The organism is Streptomyces sp. NPDC001027 (assembly GCF_040299045.1).
In the GTDB taxonomy this organism is placed as follows: Bacteria; Actinomycetota; Actinomycetes; order Streptomycetales; family Streptomycetaceae; genus Streptomyces.
The window spans coordinates 1-15,959 of record NZ_JBEPBI010000178.1 but is presented as its reverse complement, the minus strand read 5'-3'; the positions used below and the strand labels follow the sequence as shown (position 1 = coordinate 15,959).

At 69.0% G+C, this 15,959-nt stretch carries 17 protein-coding genes and 2 pseudogenes; 8 read left to right on the top strand and 11 right to left on the bottom strand.

Annotated features, from left to right (window positions below):
* Positions 1 to 47 precede the first annotated feature (47 nt).
* The 9 genes from ABT300_RS32265 to ABT300_RS32225 form a co-directional block, all read right to left on the bottom strand.
* Positions 48 to 755, bottom strand: a complete 708-nt coding sequence (locus ABT300_RS32265; protein WP_351683235.1) for a GntR family transcriptional regulator — start codon at positions 753 to 755, stop codon at positions 48 to 50.
* Between the two features lie 281 nt (positions 756 to 1,036).
* Positions 1,037 to 2,128: a zinc-binding dehydrogenase gene (locus ABT300_RS32260; RefSeq protein WP_351683232.1), complete on the bottom strand. Its 1,092-nt coding sequence runs from the start codon at positions 2,126 to 2,128 to the stop codon at positions 1,037 to 1,039.
* The gene (locus ABT300_RS32255; protein ID WP_351683230.1) at positions 2,125 to 2,985 is read right to left on the bottom strand and encodes an SDR family NAD(P)-dependent oxidoreductase; all 861 of its coding nucleotides are present in this window, start codon (positions 2,983 to 2,985) and stop codon (positions 2,125 to 2,127) included. The genes ABT300_RS32260 and ABT300_RS32255 overlap by 4 nt, the downstream gene beginning before the upstream one ends.
* The gene (locus ABT300_RS32250) at positions 2,982 to 3,806 is read right to left on the bottom strand and encodes a carboxymuconolactone decarboxylase family protein (protein WP_351683227.1); all 825 of its coding nucleotides are present in this window, start codon (positions 3,804 to 3,806) and stop codon (positions 2,982 to 2,984) included. The genes ABT300_RS32255 and ABT300_RS32250 overlap by 4 nt, the downstream gene beginning before the upstream one ends.
* Positions 3,803 to 4,708 (bottom strand): NAD(P)-dependent oxidoreductase, encoded by a 906-nt coding sequence (locus ABT300_RS32245; protein ID WP_351683224.1) that lies wholly within the window; start codon positions 4,706 to 4,708, stop codon positions 3,803 to 3,805. Before ABT300_RS32245 ends, ABT300_RS32250 begins: the two co-directional genes overlap by 4 nt.
* On the bottom strand, positions 4,701 to 5,129 hold the full coding sequence (gene pcaC, locus ABT300_RS32240) for a 4-carboxymuconolactone decarboxylase (protein ID WP_351683221.1): 429 nt from the start codon (positions 5,127 to 5,129) through the stop codon (positions 4,701 to 4,703). Before pcaC ends, ABT300_RS32245 begins: the two co-directional genes overlap by 8 nt.
* Positions 5,130 to 5,134: 5 nt before the next feature.
* Positions 5,135 to 5,533 (bottom strand): cupin domain-containing protein, encoded by a 399-nt coding sequence (locus ABT300_RS32235; protein ID WP_351683218.1) that lies wholly within the window; start codon positions 5,531 to 5,533, stop codon positions 5,135 to 5,137.
* A gap of 6 nt (positions 5,534 to 5,539) precedes the next feature.
* Entirely contained in the window at positions 5,540 to 6,463 is a 924-nt protein-coding gene (locus ABT300_RS32230) for an NAD(P)-dependent oxidoreductase (protein ID WP_351683215.1), read from the bottom strand.
* Positions 6,460 to 7,302, bottom strand: coding sequence for an N-acyl homoserine lactonase family protein (locus ABT300_RS32225; RefSeq protein ID WP_351683213.1), 843 nt, complete (start codon positions 7,300 to 7,302; stop codon positions 6,460 to 6,462). The genes ABT300_RS32230 and ABT300_RS32225 overlap by 4 nt, the downstream gene beginning before the upstream one ends.
* A 265-nt stretch (positions 7,303 to 7,567) precedes the next feature.
* On the opposite strand from ABT300_RS32225, the gene ABT300_RS32220 reads away from it, so the two are divergent.
* The 7 genes from ABT300_RS32220 to ABT300_RS32190 all read left to right on the top strand — a co-directional run bounded on the left by ABT300_RS32220 (position 7,568) and on the right by ABT300_RS32190 (position 14,436).
* Positions 7,568 to 8,524 (top strand): VOC family protein, encoded by a 957-nt coding sequence (locus ABT300_RS32220; RefSeq protein WP_351683211.1) that lies wholly within the window; start codon positions 7,568 to 7,570, stop codon positions 8,522 to 8,524.
* An 89-nt stretch (positions 8,525 to 8,613) separates the two neighbouring features.
* Positions 8,614 to 9,690: a maleylacetate reductase gene (locus ABT300_RS32215; protein WP_351683209.1), complete on the top strand. Its 1,077-nt coding sequence runs from the start codon at positions 8,614 to 8,616 to the stop codon at positions 9,688 to 9,690.
* A gap of 59 nt (positions 9,691 to 9,749) precedes the next feature.
* Complete coding sequence (locus ABT300_RS32210; RefSeq protein WP_351683206.1) at positions 9,750 to 10,487, top strand: alpha/beta hydrolase; 738 nt, start codon at positions 9,750 to 9,752, stop codon at positions 10,485 to 10,487.
* Positions 10,488 to 10,597: 110 nt separating this feature from the next.
* A complete protein-coding gene (locus ABT300_RS32205) occupies positions 10,598 to 11,326 on the top strand; it encodes a GntR family transcriptional regulator (RefSeq protein WP_351683204.1) in 729 nt (242 codons plus the stop codon).
* 580 nt (positions 11,327 to 11,906) lie between these two features.
* Positions 11,907 to 12,833, top strand: coding sequence for a metal ABC transporter substrate-binding protein (locus ABT300_RS32200; protein ID WP_351683201.1), 927 nt, complete (start codon positions 11,907 to 11,909; stop codon positions 12,831 to 12,833).
* Positions 12,830 to 13,573 (top strand): metal ABC transporter ATP-binding protein, encoded by a 744-nt coding sequence (locus ABT300_RS32195; RefSeq protein WP_351683198.1) that lies wholly within the window; start codon positions 12,830 to 12,832, stop codon positions 13,571 to 13,573. The genes ABT300_RS32200 and ABT300_RS32195 overlap by 4 nt, the downstream gene beginning before the upstream one ends.
* Positions 13,570 to 14,436 (top strand): metal ABC transporter permease, encoded by an 867-nt coding sequence (locus ABT300_RS32190; RefSeq protein WP_351683196.1) that lies wholly within the window; start codon positions 13,570 to 13,572, stop codon positions 14,434 to 14,436. The genes ABT300_RS32195 and ABT300_RS32190 overlap by 4 nt, the downstream gene beginning before the upstream one ends.
* A 163-nt stretch (positions 14,437 to 14,599) precedes the next feature.
* On the opposite strand, the gene ABT300_RS32185 is transcribed toward ABT300_RS32190, so the two are convergent.
* On the bottom strand, positions 14,600 to 14,959 hold the full coding sequence (locus ABT300_RS32185) for an aldo/keto reductase (RefSeq protein WP_351683193.1): 360 nt from the start codon (positions 14,957 to 14,959) through the stop codon (positions 14,600 to 14,602).
* A gap of 23 nt (positions 14,960 to 14,982) precedes the next feature.
* Here ABT300_RS32185 and ABT300_RS32180 point away from each other — a divergent pair.
* Positions 14,983 to 15,282: pseudogene (locus ABT300_RS32180) on the top strand (IS110 family transposase); the annotation flags it as partial.
* Between the two features lie 3 nt (positions 15,283 to 15,285).
* Here the strand turns inward: ABT300_RS32180 and ABT300_RS32175 are convergent.
* Positions 15,286 to 15,712: pseudogene (locus tag ABT300_RS32175) on the bottom strand (transposase); the annotation flags it as partial.
* Positions 15,713 to 15,959: the final 247 nt, after the last annotated feature.

The window sequence follows — 15,959 nt, the reverse complement described above, 5'->3', positions numbered from 1 at the left end:
CCCCTGGGGACGCGCTTGGTCGGGACGGCGGGGGTGGCACCACATGCCTACACTCCCGGCACCTCCTTCAGGCACGCGAACGCGTTGGCCGCGACGCGCCGTATGTGCTTCGACGTGATCTCGGCCGCCGTGTCCGCGTCCCGCTGCCGGACGGCCTCGACGATAGCGTCCAGCTCCTGGATCGCCTCCGTGTGGCTGCTCGACATGCCCTTGACCTGCAGCACCCGCACTTTCGCCTGGACGCTCTCCACAAGCTGCCGCAGCACGTCGCTGCCGGCGCCCTCCATGAGGACCTCGTTGAAGTGACGCCGCGCCATGATGACCTGGCGCGGCTCGGTCGAGTCCTTGGAGGCGACCTCGGCGAACAGCTCCGCCGCCGTCTGAAGGGCGAACACCTGTGAGCGGGGCGCCTTCTCCACGAACCGCCGCACCAGCAGGCTCTCCAGCGCGGCCCGCGCCTCGTACAGGTCCCGCGCCTCGTCCAGGGTGGGCGCCGCGACCACGGCGCCCTTCTGGAGCACGACCTTGATCAGCCCTTCGGAGGTCAGCTCCCTCAGTGCCTCCCGCACAGTGGTGCGGGAGACGTTGAGCTGCTCCACCAGTTCCCGTTCCACCAGCCGCTGCCCCGGCTCCAGGCGGAAGTCCCAGATGGCCTCTCGCAGCGCCGTGACGACCTGTTCGCGCAGCGGGGCCGCGACATGGCCCACCGGGCTGATGCTCCAGACCGAAGCGAGAGAATTGGAGCTATTGGGCATGGTTCTCCTTCCGTGGCCTCTTGCTCACCGGAACGCGGTGAGCAAGAGGCCACTCAGATCTCGGAACCCACCTGCGGCGTGGAGAGCCTCGTCCACCTGGTCGAGGGCGTACTCGGCCGTGCCTAAGTCGGTGGAGCAGAACGGCGCGGCGACCGTCCGTACCAGCACCTCGTGCCCGGCGGGCTAGCGCAGGGTGAGGTCACGGACCGGCTTGGGGCGCCGAACGCCTCCATGCCGTATCAGCACCGCTGCTCGCGTCCCTGCCCCTCCCCCTGGCGGGCTCAGAAGACGAACACGCCCGAGAGGTCCTCAAGCCGTTCGGACCGCTGCAGCGCGGTGTTGATGTCGTCCAGCGGGTAGGTCGCGGTGACGATCGGCTTCGGGTCCAGCGCGCCGCGTTCGAGCAGGCGGATGTACGCGGGCAGGTCGCGCCGCATACGGACGTTGCCGTTCTGTGTGCTGAGTACCTGCCGGCTCTGCACGGCGAACGGGACCTGAGGCAGCGCGACCTCCACGGCCGCGTCCTTCAGACCGGAGAGCACGACGGTGCCGGCCCGCCGGGAGATCTCCAGCGCCAGCCGCTGTGCCGCGGGCGGCCCGGCCGCCTCGATGACCTTGTCGGCCCCGCGCCCCTGGGTGACGGCACGAACGGCCTCCAGGGCGTCCTCCGGGCCAACCACCCTCGTGGCTCCCATCGACTGCGCCACACGGCGGCGCTCCTCGTCGGGCTCCACCACGATCACCTCCAGGGCCCCGGCCAGCCGCGCGGCCTGGACCGCCCAGAGACCCAGGTGTCCCGCGCCGACGACGGCGACGACCTCCTCCGGTCGCACGCGTGCCACGTTCAGGACGGCGCCCACTCCGGTGGTGATGCCGCAGCCGAGGAGCGAGAGGACCTCCCACGGCAGGTCCGTGTCGACCGGCAGGAGCTGGTGCTGCGAGATGTTCATGATCTCGGCGTACCCGCCCACACATCCGGCCGCGTTCACGACCAGGCCATCCGCGGTCCGCGCCACATCCGGGTAGACGCCGCCGATGTCGAACAGTTCCCCGCACTGGTCGGGACGGCCGATGCCGCAGTAGAAGCAGTTGCCGCACTCGGGCGTGCCCGGTACGACGACGCGCTGGCCCACCTCGATGCCCCGGACCATGCTGCCGACCTCGACGACCTCACCGGCGGAGGCGTGCCCGAGGATCGTCGGAGGGACCTTCCCGAGCCTGCCGTGGAAGCTGGCCACGTCGGTCGAGCAGAAGGGTGTCGCCTTCGTACGGACGAGGACACGGGTCGGCGCGAGGTCGAGCAGTTCGACCTCCTCGACGGTCAGGGGCTGATCAAAACCTCTCAGCAGGGCGGCTCTCATCGTCCTCGTCATCGGGAGACCTCCTGCGTCGCCGCCGTCCCGGCGCGGTGCCGTTCGAGGAGGGCCGTGTCCGTCACCGAGACGTCCCACAGCCCCGCTCCTCCGCCCCTGCGGTTGGTGTTCTGCACGCTCGCGCCGCCGTCGACGGAGAAGATCTCGCCGGTGACGTACGAGGCCTCGTCGCTCAGCAGGAACGCCACTGTCGCGGCCACTTCCTCCGGCCGTCCGGCCCGCCGCAGCGGCGAGGTTCCCGCACGCCGGCGCATGTCGGCCATCCCGGCCTCGCCGAAGATCGGCGTGGGCACGATGCCCGGCGCCACGGCGTTCACCCGCACTCCGATGGGACCTCCGTACACGGCGGCCCCATGGACCAGGCCCACCGTGCCGTGCTTGGACGTGGTGTACGCGAGCAGGTCGTCGCTCCCGCGCAGCCCGGCGATGGAGGAGGTGACGACGATCGACCCGACGCTGCCGCGCTCCAGGTAATGGCGGAAGGCCGCCCGTACGCCGAGGAAGGGGCCACGAAGGTTGACGGCCATGACCTGCTCCCACTCCTCGACGCAGACGTCGACGAGGTCGGACAGGGAGCCGGCGATCCCGGCGTTGAGGTGGTGCAGGTCCACCCGCCCGAACGCGTCGACGGCAGTCCGCATGTACGTGTCCACGCCGTCCTCGGTGGTCACGTCCGCGCCGACGCCGACGGCACCGCGGCCGACCGCCCGGGCGACCTCCTTGGCAGCCACCTCGTCGAGGTCCACGGCTACGACCTTGACCCCCTCCTCGGCAAGCCGCTCCACCGTGGCTCGTCCCAGGCCGCCCGCAGCCCCGGTGACCACGGCGACCTTCCCCGCCAGTCCACGCAGTGTCATGTCCTTCGCCTCATATCCGTACAGGGGTTGGGTTGCTCATACTTCGCGGTCACCGGTTCACCAGGCGCCCTGGCGAGGAGTTCCGTACGCAGCACGGGCAGGGCCTCTAGCGCGCTCTGCATGCCCATCGTCGCGGCGATCTCCATGACCTCCAGCAGCTCACCGACCGTGGCGCCGTAGCCCAGCGCGTTGTCCATGTGTGCCTTCCAGCCCTTCACGTACAGGTGCGTGGAAGCGCAGTCGAACGCCGTGTAGATGAACTCCTTGACCTTGGGCTCCAGGCTGCCGTGCTGCCAGGACACCGAGGAGAACTCGGTGTAGGCCTCGAACATCTCCGGGTCGAGTTCGAGGATCTCGTCCCAGAACTCGTGCCAGTAGCCGCGGTTGGCGGTGAACCGCTCCTTGATCTGCTCGCGGTACTCGTCGATCTCACCGGGCCCGTCACGCAGACCGCGCTCCTGGAGGAGTTCGGCGAGCAGGGGCACACCGATGTTCATCGCGTGGATCCCGACCGTCGTCGTGAGCTCGACGACCTCGGTGATCTCGCCGGGTGTGGCGCCGAGTTCGAGGGCCCTGCGGATGTGCCGACGGACCCCCGGGGCGTACAGGTGCGTGGCCGCGGCGTCGACGGCCAGGTAGACCAGCTCGCGGGTCTTCGCGTCGAGGTGGCCCTTGCGCGCGGGGACACCGGCCAGCCGTACGTAGGCCGCGAGCAGTTGGGGCGCGAGTTCGGCGACCGCCTCCCACCGCTCGTCCCACGCACCGTGCACCTCGACGACGGCGTCCCTGAGCTCCTGTGCCGCAGGAGTCCGCGTGCTCACCCCGACACCGGCTCCCGGTCGGCCGGCTCCCGATACGCCCACCGGGCGATCTCGGTGTGGTCGGCGGAGTCCGGCAGTTCCGTCACGGCGCGCTCCCAGAGGGCCACGGCGCTGTCGGCGAGCGGGCTCGCGACGCCGAGCCGGTGGGCCAGGTCGACGGCGATGCGCATGTCCTTGACCATCAGCCGCAGACCGAAGCCGGAGTCGTACGTGCCGGGGAGCACGAAGTTCGGGAACTTGTTGTCCGTCGATCCGCTGCGCCCGCTGGAGGTGTTGATCAGGTCCACCATGACGGCCGGATCGAGCCCGAACCGCTCCCCGGCCAGCACGCCCTCCGCCGTGGCGAGCAGGTGCGTGGCGGAGAGCAGGTTGTTGATGGCCTTGAGCGCGTGCCCGGCGCCCACGGAGCCGGCACGGCGGGCGATGCCCATGACGGCCAGCAGCGGAGAAACCCGAGCCACAGCGTCCGCGGCGCCGCCCACCATGATCGTGAGTGTGCCGTTCTCGGCGCCCCTGACGCCTCCCGAGACCGGTGCGTCGACGAGGGTGACACCTCGGGACTCGAGTGTGGTGGCCAGTCGTCGGGTTGACATAGGGTCGGAGGAGCTCATGTCCACGACCGTCACGCCCTCGCCCAGGGCGCTGGTGACCGCCGGATCACCGAGCACCGCCTCGACGACCGCGCTGCTGGGGAGCATCAGGACGACGATGTCGGCGCCACGTGCGGCGTCGGCCGCGGTCGCGGCGGTGAGCCCGCCCGCGGCGGACAGCGAGGACCGGGCGTCGTCGCTGAGGTCGAATCCGGTCACGGCGTAACCGGCCCGGACAAGACATGCCGACATCGGCCCGCCCATGTTCCCCAACCCGACGAAGCCCACCGAGGGCACGGAGGTGTCAGGCATCGCCCGTGACCTCCTCGATGACCCGCTCGGCGACGCGGAAGGACTCCAGGGCCGCCGGGACGCCGACATAGACGGCCGTCTGGAGGAGCACTTCCTGGATGTTCTCGACGGTGGCCCCGTTGTTGAGGGCTCCCTTGACGTGGACGCCCAGCTCGTGGTTGCGGCCCAGCGCGGTGAGCATGGCCAGGTTGACCAGGCTGCGGGTACGCCGCTCCAGACCGGGACGCGTCCATACGGCCCCCCAGCAGTACTCGGTCACCAGTTCCTGGATGGGCCGCGAGAACTCGCTGACCTTGGCCATCGAGCGCTCGACGTGGTCGGCGCCGAGAACGGCCTTGCGTACGGCGAGGCCGGCCTCGTAGGTGTCGCGGTGGGTGGTGTCACCCGGTGAGATGCCCGTAGTCGGGGGCTTGGTCGTCATGTGCTTCAGTCCTCGTCGGTGATGGGCGCGGTGTACTGCTCAGTGCTGACCTCGTCGGCCCAGGAGGTCGTCCCGAGCGAGATGGCCGTGTGGGTCATGTAGGAGTCGGGGGCGGCGCCGTGCCAGTGCCGCTCACCGGGCGGGCACCACACCGTGTCCCCGGCCCGCAGCGGGCGGACGCCGTCCCACTCGGTCGCCACGAAGCCGCTTCCGGCCAGCACCTGGAGGATCTGGCCGTGCTCGTGGGTGTGCCAGTACGTGCGGGCGCCGGGCGTGAAGTTGACGGTGTTGATGGTCACGCCGTCGGTGGCGGGCATCGTGAGGTAGGCGTGCACCGTGCCGGTGAACTGTGAGCCGGTCTTGCTGCCGACGCCGTGCTGGGTCGTTCCGTGGATCAGCCTCACGGCCTGTCACCTGTTCTTTCCGGCGTCGCACGCGCCGTCGTGGATGCGGACGCGCCCCGAGACGTCGCCGATCGCGTCGACGACGGTGTTGCTGATGTCGTCGGCGTAGCCCAGTTGCAGGGCGAGGCCGAAGGAGGCGAGAGGGGCGGAGGAGTTGGGGCTCGCGACGCCGAGGCCCGTGAGGAGGTCGACGTAGGCGAGGACGTCCTTCATCATCAGCGCGTTGGTGAGGCCGCCCTTGAGGTAGTCACCGTGAATGATCTTCGGGAAACGGTTCTGCGTCGCGAAGTTCACCCCGGAGCTGGTGTTGAGCACGTCGAGGAGCACCTGGAGGTCGAGTCCGGCCTTACGGCCAGCGATCATGACCTCGGCGGTCGCCGAGAGCGCGACGGCGTTGAGGAAGTTGTTGAGCAGCTTGGCGGTGTGTCCCGCGCCGACGGGTCCGCAGGGGAAGACGTGGGCGGAGAAGGCCGCCAGCAGCGGACGTACCCGGTCGAGAGCGGCTGTGTCCCCGCCGACCATGAGGGTCAGCACCCCCTTCTCGGCCGCCGCGGCGCCGCCGGAGATGCCGGCGTCGATCAACACCGTTCCCCGCTCGGCGAGTTGCTCGTGGAGGCGCAGCGTGGAGGCGGGCGCGGAGGTGCTGAGGTCGACGACCACCTGCCCCTCGCGGGCCTGGGCGAGCACCCCGTCCTCGCCCAGGACCACGGCCTCGACGACCTTACTCTCCGGCAGCGAGAGAAGGACGACCTCGCACGCGCGCGTCACCTCGGCGATGGACGCCGCCGGCCTGGCGCCGCACGCCGTGACGTTCTCCGGGCGGGTGTCGTAACCCAGGACGTCGTGCCCGGCGTCCACCAGGCGGCGGGCCATCCGGCCGCCCATGTTGCCGAGGCCGATGAAGCCCACCGGCGGGGGCATGATGGTCATGCTGTTCCTCCACTCCTGGATTTTTCGGCGTGGGGGCCGCCGATGATCGCGGCGAACTCCCCCATCGGGCCGTCGAGCCGCCGGTGGCGGTCGAGCACGGCCGGGTCATGGCCGGGGACGAGGATCGCGCCGCGGTCCGCGACGATCCGGTTCATGTGGTCGAAGCCCCGGTACATCGCCTCCAGGTCGGCGACGACGACGAACGGCATGTCGCGTTCGATTTCCTCGTAGTAGTGCGTCGCGTCGGAGGCCAGGAGCACCAGGCCCTCGCTGGTGTTTACGGTGAGGATCGCCTGGCCGGGCGAGTGGCCGCCGAGCTCGATCATCTCCACACCCGGCGCGATCTCCTCGTGGCCGCGGTGGAACACCATGCGGCCCTGTTCGTGGACGGCCCGCAGGTGATCGATCTCGGCGTCTTCGACGCTGTGGTGGAACTGGAACCGCCGGGCACAGTCGCCGGTCCAGAAGTCGAACTCCGTCCGGGGCACGATCACCTTGGAGTCGGTGAAGAGGTCCACGTTGCCCACGTGGTCGTAGTGGGCGTGGGTGAGGACCACGGTGGCCTCGGCCGGCTCGACGCCCAGGCGGCTCAGCGCCTCGCGGGGGTGAATGAGGTGGCCCCTCGTCCGGTTGCGCCCGCCGAGTTCGCTGTACCCGGTGTCCACGACGATCGTGCGCCGTTCGTTGCGCACGATCCAGACGTAGTAGTCCATCCCGATCGGGCCGTCCGGCTCGCCGTACAGATGGTTGTTGAGGAAGACCTGACCGCGCGTCGTCATGCGGGACGCGTAGCGCACGATGAGAACTTCGTACGTGGCGTCGGCGGGTGAGTAGCTCACGATCACCCCGTATGATTGTCGGACAATTAATGGCGAGAGCACGGTAGCGCAGCTCGGGAATCCTGACAACGAGCGGCAGTGACGGATCGCACCACCGAAACCGGAGCACATCGCACCTGTCACCTCATGGTTCACAGGCTCGAACGCGAATCCCCGCCTTGACCTTGCCGTCGTATCGTATGACAATCATACGGCTTGCCGAGCTGCTCCACTTCCGGTTTTCGGGCTTCCGGCACGGCAACGACCAGACAAGGAGAACCGAGCAATGACGTATCTCGTCGGCTCCCACCACGTGACGCTGTCCGTGGGTGGCGCGCAGGAGGACGTGGACTTCCACACCCGGGTCCTGGGCATGCGCTTCATCAAGAAGACCGTGCTGTACGACGGCTCCGCGCCGATCTACCACTTCTACTACTCCAACGCGAACGGCGACCCGTCCTCGGTCGTGACCACGTTCCCGTGGGCGCAGGCCGGTGTGTACGGCAAGAGGGGCACCAACCAGGCGCGCGAGGTCCTCCTCTCCGTGCCGGCCGGCTCGCTCGACTACTGGGTGAAGCGACTGGGTGCGCACGACATCGCGGCCAAGCGCTTCGAGGCACTGGGCACCGGCCGGGTCTCCTTCGAGCACCCGTCCGGCATCGAGTACGTCCTCGTCGGCAACGAGGACGACCCGCGCGAGGGCTTCTCCGGCAACGGCGTGCCCACCGAGGCCGCGGTCCACGGCATCCACGGTGTCGGCATCCACGTGTACGACCAGGACCGCATGGTCGACTTCGGCAACGAGGCGTTCTTCTCCCAGGGCAAGGTCTCGGAGGAGGGCGACCTCGCCTCCTTCCAGGTCGGCACGCAGGAGTACGGCAACTTCATCGAGCTGCGCGGCAACCGGAGCGACGACCAGGGCACCTGGCACTTCGGCGCCGGCACGTACCACCACTTCGCCTGGAACCTCGACACGCTGGAGAACCAGTCCGCGGTGAAGTTCGGCATCGAGGGCGCCGGTTACACCGACGTCTCCGAGCTGAAGAACCGCACCTACTTCAAGTCGCACTACGTGCGGACTCCGGGCGGCGCCCTGTTCGAGCTCGCGGTCACCGACGACGAGGGCGGCTGGGACTGCGACGAGTCCCCCGAGGAGCTCGGCAAGAACTTCATGCTGCCGCCGCAGTTCGAGAGCGAGCGGGAGGACATCCTGTCCCGTCTGGAGCCGGTCACCACCGACTGAGGCTCCCCGCAACCGCCGGGGCCCGTGCGCGCCCACCGCGTCCGGGCCCTGCCACCCCACCTTCCGTCGCCTCCCGCCAGGAACGAACAGTGAGCCTCACCTTCAAGCACGTCACCCTCGGCCAGCGCGTGCTCTTCGGGCACGGCCGCGCCGCACAGAACCTCAGCACCGAGGTGGAACGGCTGGGCGCCCGCCGCGTCATGGTGATCGCCGCGCCGCCGGAGGCCCCGATCGCCGACCGCGTCACCGCGGACCTTCCGGTGGTGCTCCGGCACGACGACGTACGCCCGCACGTACCTGTGGAGCGGGCCGAGGCCGCCCGGGCCGCGGCCGCCGAGTGCGGCGCCGACCTCCTCGTCTGCGTGGGCGGCGGGTCCACGACCGGGCTGGCCAAGGCGGTCGCGCTCACCACGCGACTGCCGATCGTCGCCGTCCCCACGACGTACGCCGGGTCCGAGGCCACCAACGTCTGGGGACTCACCGAGGCCTCCCGCAAAACCACCGGCGTCGACGACGCCGTCCTCCCGGTCACCGTGGTGTACGACTCGGAACTCACCCTCTCACTACCCGTCGACCTCTCGGTGGCCTCGGGTCTCAACGCCGTCGCCCACTGCGTCGACTCCATGTGGGCCCCGCGCACCGACCCCGTCAACCAGGCCTTCGCGATGGAGGGCCTGCGCGCCGTCGCCGACGGCCTGCGGCGCGTGGTTCGCGAGCCGGAGGACGTCGAGGGGCGGGACGCCACGCTGTACGGCTGCTATCTGTCCGGCGTCGCCTTCGCCTCCGCGGGTTCGGGACTCCACCACAAGATCTGCCACGTGCTGGGCGGCGCGTACGACCTCCCCCACGCACAGACCCACGCCACCGTGCTCCCCTACGTCCTGGGACTCAACGCACCAGGCGCGCCGGGCGCGGCACACCGGATCGCCGCAGCCCTGGGCAGTGCCGCGCCGGTGGCCGGCCTGAACGCGCTGCGCGAGGAGCTCGACGCCCCTCGGGCGCTGGCCGACCACGGCATGCGGCGCGAGGACATCCCCGAGGCGGCCCGGCTGATCCTGCCGTACGTACCGGCGGACAACCCCGTACCCGTTGGTGTCGAGGAGCTCACCGACCTGCTCACCCGCGCGTGGTCCGGCGAACCCGCACACGACGGTGCCCCGGCCTGACCCGGGTCCGGAAACCGGTGCCGGCGCGCATCGACACGACAACCGGAAGGCGGCCTGACATGGGCGGCACAGCTTTCACGACCACCACGACCACATCCCGGAACCCTCATCTGGCGGCCCCGCCGGTGCTGCACGGGGCCCCGCTGGACCAGGCGGGGCTGGTCGTCTACGCGGTGCACGGACGGACCCAGGGGCCGGGCTTCATGATCGAGCAGGCCGACCGGGTCAACCTCCCCGGCGTGGCGTGGGTGTGCCCGCGGGCCGACGCCGACACCTGGTACCCGCAGAGCTTTCTGGTGCCGCTGAAAGAGAACCAACCTCGACTGGACCACGCCCTCGACATGGTGCGGACCCACCTGGCCGATCTCGCGCGGATGGGCTGGGCGTCACAGGACGTGGTGCTGTTCGGCTTCTCCCAGGGGGCCTGCCTGCTCACAGAGCACCTGCTGCGTGAGCAGCCGTCGCACGCGAGCGCGTTTCTCCACACCGGCGGCTACCTCGGACCGGATGCCCGGCCCTGGACCGCGGCATCCGACAGCGGCCTGCCCGGCACCGAGATCGTGCTGCTCTGCGCGGAGGAGGACGAGTTCGTCCCGCTGTCCCGGGCGCAGGAGTCCGCCGGAGCCCTGGCCTCCCTCGGCGGGAAGGTCGAGTTCACTACGTACGACGACCCGCTGCACCACCTCAACGAGGACTCGATCGTGCGCCTGCGCCGCATGCTCCGCACTCGCCTGCTGGAACGGGTCGAGATCGTCACGGGGGCCGAACAGCCGGACGAGCGGCACAGCGGCGACTGACCCGCCCAATGTCAGGTCAAGCCATGCCGAAGACGGAAAAGGGGAACCCGTGCCCCAAAATCGGGCGTCAACCCATTGTTTGTATGACGATCCGGCCGTAGCCTCGCCCCGTGGAGCACGAAGACCCGCGGGCGAGGAAGCCCTATTCACGTCTGCAGTCGGCTGTGATGATGTCTGACCTGCGGCAACGTGTGCTGGAGACGGTGCGCGAGGACATCTGCACGTCCAGGCTCGCGCCGGGAGAGCGGCTCGACGAGCACCAGGTCTCGGCCCGGACGGGCGTCTCCCGCGGCGTGGTGCACCAGGCCGTCCGGGAACTCTCCGAACAGGGCTGGCTGACCACCACGGACGGCGGATGCGTGGTGCGCGTTCCCTCTCCGGAGGAAGCCGCCGAAATCGACGAGGTCAGGCGCGCACTGGAGGAGGTCATAGTGCGCTGCTTCGTCGCCCGGGCCTCGGACTCCCAGCTGCAGGCTCTGCACCGCAGGTTGATCGAGTTCGAGGAACTCGCCGAGCTCCCACCCGACCCCGCGGCCCTGCTGTGGGCGAAGGACAACTTCTTCTCCCTGCTGCTGCGCGCCGCCGGTCTCATGACCACGCTGGAGGCCCTGGTCAAGCTGCGGGCCAGGATCGTCGTGCTGCTGTGCGTCTCACTGTGCATGCCGGGCCGCGCGCGCGCTGTGGCCGCCGAGCTGCACGAGCTGTACGACGCTCTGGCGGACCGGGACGCCGAACGTGCCGTCCGAGCGTGTTCCACCCATCTGGAGCGCTCCTACCATGCGGGCTTCGAGGCGCTGAACGCCATGGGGGTGCCCCTGCCCGACGAAAGGCGGCCATGAACGGGGCCCGCAGGCCGACGGTGCCCCCGCCGCCGCGGTCTCCTCGCGCACCCCACGGCCGGTGATCAAGGGGCGGTGTCCGGGCGACGCCCCCGGGCCCCCGTACGAACGCCGGGATGTGGCGGCCATGGGACTCAGCCGTTCTGTTCGGCTGACTGCTGACTGCTTTTACGACCCTCAGTGGCCTGCTCGATTCGAGGAACCCCCGTCGTCATGCGGGCGGCGCCACCTCCGGCTTCACGAGGACGTGATGTACGGCGGTGGCGCGGGGTGGGACGAGTCCTCAGGTGTTACACGGTTCGGGCGGGCGCGCCGTCTCCGCGACGAGGATTCGGCGGCGACCGCTGGGGCTTGTCCGCTGCCGCCAGACATGCGGCCAGTCGGCGAATACGCCTGCCTCATTGTCCGGACCCCCTTTAAAACGTATTGTATGACGAGCACACAATCCTTGTGATGTGGGCTGTCGGTGCACGGGCGCCCGGCCCCCTGGCGTCACCGGTCGCCTCTGTCAGCCGCCCCGCAGGGAGCGTCCAGTGCCTGATGAACTGTCTTTTGCCGCCTCTGTCCAGCGGAGTCACCCATGACGAAGAGATTGGCCCGCAGCACTTGGATCGCCGGTGCGACGACGATGGCGTTCCTTCTGGCCGCGTGCGGGATCGGGAGCGCGAACGCGTCCCGTGCCGAGCGGCCGGCCGTCCTGACGACGTTCACCGTCCTGGCGGACATCGCCGCCAACGTCGCGGGAGACCACCTCCGGGTGGAGTCCATCACCAAGGCCGGCGCGGAGATCCACGGGTACGAACCCACACCGGACGACGTCAAGAAGGCGGCCAAAGCTGATCTGATCATCGACAACGGCCTGCACCTGGAAGCCTGGTTCAAGCAGTTCGTGGCCGACCTCGACGTGCCGCACGCGGTGGTCAGCGAAGGAGTCAGGCCCATCGACATCGCCGAGGACGCCTACCGCGGACGGGCCAACCCGCACGCGTGGATGTCACCACTGAACGTGCAGATCTACGTGGACAACATGGTGAAGGCATTCAGCGGCCTCGACCCGGACAACGCGGCCGCGTTCAAGGCCAACGGCGAGCGCTACAAGCGACAACTGCAACTGGTTCATGACGACCTGGTAGGAGCGCTGAGCCGCCTGCCGGACAATGAACGAGCACTGGTCACCTGCGAGGGCGCCTTCTCCTACCTGGCACGCGACGCGGACCTGACCGAACGCTACATCTGGGCCGTCAACGCCGAGCAGCAGGCCACTCCCCAGCAGATCACCCGCACGATCGACTTCGTCGAACGGAACAAGGTCCCCGCGGTGTTCTGCGAGTCCACCGTGTCCGACGCTCCGATGCGCCAGGTCGTCTCGGCGACCGGCACGCGGTTCGGCGGTGTGCTCTACGTCGACTCGCTGTCCGGACCGGACGGCCCCGTGCCCACCTACCTCGACCTGATCCGCCACGACGCGGACACCATCGTCACCGCGATGACCGGGAGCGCACGATGACCGCGCCGGCGATCCACGTCGAAGACGCGACGGTCCGCTACGGCGACGTCGTCGCCCTCGACCGCGTCAGTCTGTCGCTGGCCGCCGGACGGGTCTGCGGACTCGTGGGGATGAACGGCTCGGGCAAGTCGACGCTGTTCAAGACCATCATGGGTTCCCTCAAACCGGACAGCGGCACCGTTCGCGTCAACGCCGGACCGCCCGCACGGGCACGCAGGTCCGGGGCGATCGGCTACGTGCCCCAGAGCGAGGACGTGGACTGGGCGTTCCCGTTGTCGGTACGGGACGTCGTGATGACCGGCCGCTACGGGCGGATGGGCTTCACCCGCCGCCCGCGTCGCGCCGACCACGGGGCGGTGGACCACGCCCTGGAGCGAGTTCAGCTCACCGAGCTGGCCGACCGCCAGATCGGACGGCTCTCCGGCGGCCAGCGCAAGCGCGCCTTCGTCGCCCGCGGAATCGCCCAGGGGGCCGGCATCCTGCTGCTGGACGAGCCCTTCGCCGGTGTCGACAAGAGCTCGGAGGCCACCATCACGCGTCTGCTGCGCGAACTGGCCCGCGAAGGGGCCGCCGTCCTGGTGTCCACCCACGACCTGCACGCTCTGCCCGGTCTCGCCGACGAGGCCGTTCTGCTCCTGCGCACGGTCCTCGTCCACGGCTCACCGGACGAGGTCCTCCGGCCCGACAACCTCGCACGTGCCTTCGGTCTGGACGTGCTTCGGCAAGAGGAGACGGTGTGACCCTCTACGAGTTCCTCGTGGAACCCCTCACGTACAGCTTCATGGTCCGGGCCTTGGCGGCGACACTCGTCGCGGCCGTGGTCTGCGCGGTGCTGTCCTGCTGGCTGGTGCTCATCGGCTGGTCGCTCATGGGCGACGCCGTCTCCCACGCCGTGCTGCCCGGCGTGGTGCTGGCCTACATCCTCGGTGTGCCGTTCGCACTGGGCGCCGTCGTCTTCGGCGTGGTGGCTGTCGCGCTCATCGGTGTGGTCCGGGACACCAGCAGGGTCAAGGAGGACGCGGCGATCGGCATCGTCTTCACCACCCTGTTCGCGCTCGGCCTCGTGCTGATCTCGGTCACCCCCAGCCAGACAGACCTCAACCACATCATTTTCGGCAGCCTGCTCGGCGTCGACACGACCGACCTGATCCAGATCGCCGCCCTCGGCGCGGTCACCCTCGCTCTACTGATCCTCAAGCGCCGCGACTTCACCCTCTACGCCTTCGACCCGACCCACGCGCAGGCCATCGGGCTGTCCCCCCGGCTGCTCGGCGCGGCCCTGCTCGGACTGCTCGCCCTCACCTGCGTCGTGGCTCTCCAGGTCGCCGGTGTCATCCTGGTCGTGGCCATGCTGGTCATCCCCGGCGCGACCGCCTACCTGCTGACCGACCGGTTCCAGCGCATGCTGCTGATCGCGCCGTCCGTCTCCGCCGCCGCCTCCGTCGTCGGTCTGTATCTGAGTTACCACCTGGACACGGCCTCCGGCGGAATGATCGTCCTGGTCCAGGGCACCGTGTTCTCACTCGTATACCTCTTCGCCCCGCGCCACGGCCTCATCGGCAACCGGATCAGCAAGCGCCGACATCAGCGGGCCACCACTTGAGAGCCCCTGATGCCCGCCGACTGACGGATGCCGGGCCTTCCATACCGTGATCACGGGTTCGACGAGCCCCCTGCTCGCCGGTCAGGCCGCTCGGGAACACCTTGCGCATACTCATGCCACAACCCGGCAAACCCGAACGTCTGACCGGCGGCGATGCCCACTCTTACATCATGCCGAGCACGGGGTGGGTGACGTAGGGGTTCTCCAGCTCTTGAATCTCGTCGTCCGAGAGCTCCACGTCCAGGGCTGCCACCGCGTCCTCAACGTGCTGGACGGCCGTCGTGCCGACGATGGGGGCGGTGATGTACGGCTTGCTCAGCATCCAGGCCAGCGACATCTGAGCCATCGGGATGCCGCGCTCCTTCGCGAGGCGTTCAAGGTTGTCGATCACGACCTTGTCCAGGTCGTTGGTGCTATCCCACACCCACTTCGAAACCTCATCGATCTCGACGCGCGGCGTCACAGTCCCCCACGAGTGCGCCAGCCGACCGCCGGCCAGCGGGCTCGACGGAGTGAGTGCCACCTTTCGATCCCCGCAGAGAGGAATCCGCTCCCGTCACCAGGGCCTCCGGCAAGAGCGTGTCCGTCGCGGCCCGCAGGGTGAAGAACCAGAGGCTGGCCGGCGTCGGCTACATGTGGGCCTTCTCCGCGATGGCCCACTCAGAGGGAGCCCGGGCCCACTACGACCGTCGACGTAAGGCTGGAGACCGACACACCGCCGCCCAGAGAAATCTGTTCAACCGGATGATCGGCTGCCTTCACCACTGCCTTTTCCATCGCGTCCCGTTCAACGAGACCGTGGCCTTCCCAACTTCTCAAGAACCCCACCTCACCCTGGCCGCTTGACTCCTTCTTCGCATCGGATGTCTTCTTGCGGGCGTCCGTTCCCTGGCTGGTCAGGGGCACGTTGGTGGAGGTCTTCACGCTCTGGGTGTCGATGACGGACCCTGTGGGTTCGGGCTTGCGTCCTTCCTTCACGCGGGCGAGCCCGGTGAGGTCGTAGTTGAGCTGGGCGAGGATTCCCTCGTCGCGCCAGGAGGCGTAGTAGGCGTAGACGGTGCCGTAGTTCGGGAAGTCGTGTGGGAGGTATTTCCAGGGGATTCCCGTGCGGTTGATGCAGAGCAGTGCGTTGAATACGTCGCGCAGGTCGACCTTGGCCGGCTGCCCGGTGGGTCCGCGGGTCGAGCCGGACTTTTCTCCAGGCCGTCAACGTCGGCTCGATCAGGGCCCATCGGGCGTCGGAAAGGTCGCTGGGATACGGCTTCCGCTGGCTCACGTCCCAGAGGGATCACGGGCGCGACGGAAGATCAGGTTCCGCTGGTCATCGGGCGGTTCTGTGTCATCTCTACGTCAGACGCACTTTGATAGGACGTTTGCGTCACTTATGTGACGCTTCATGTAGGTTCGCTCCTGCCGGAATTCGCGGCGTACAGGCGAAACAGGTAGTTTGCGTCCGCAGTCACGTCGAGGCTGATCTCGCATTTCGCCATGGTTCGGGCCGATAGCTCCTGTCCGGTTCGAAT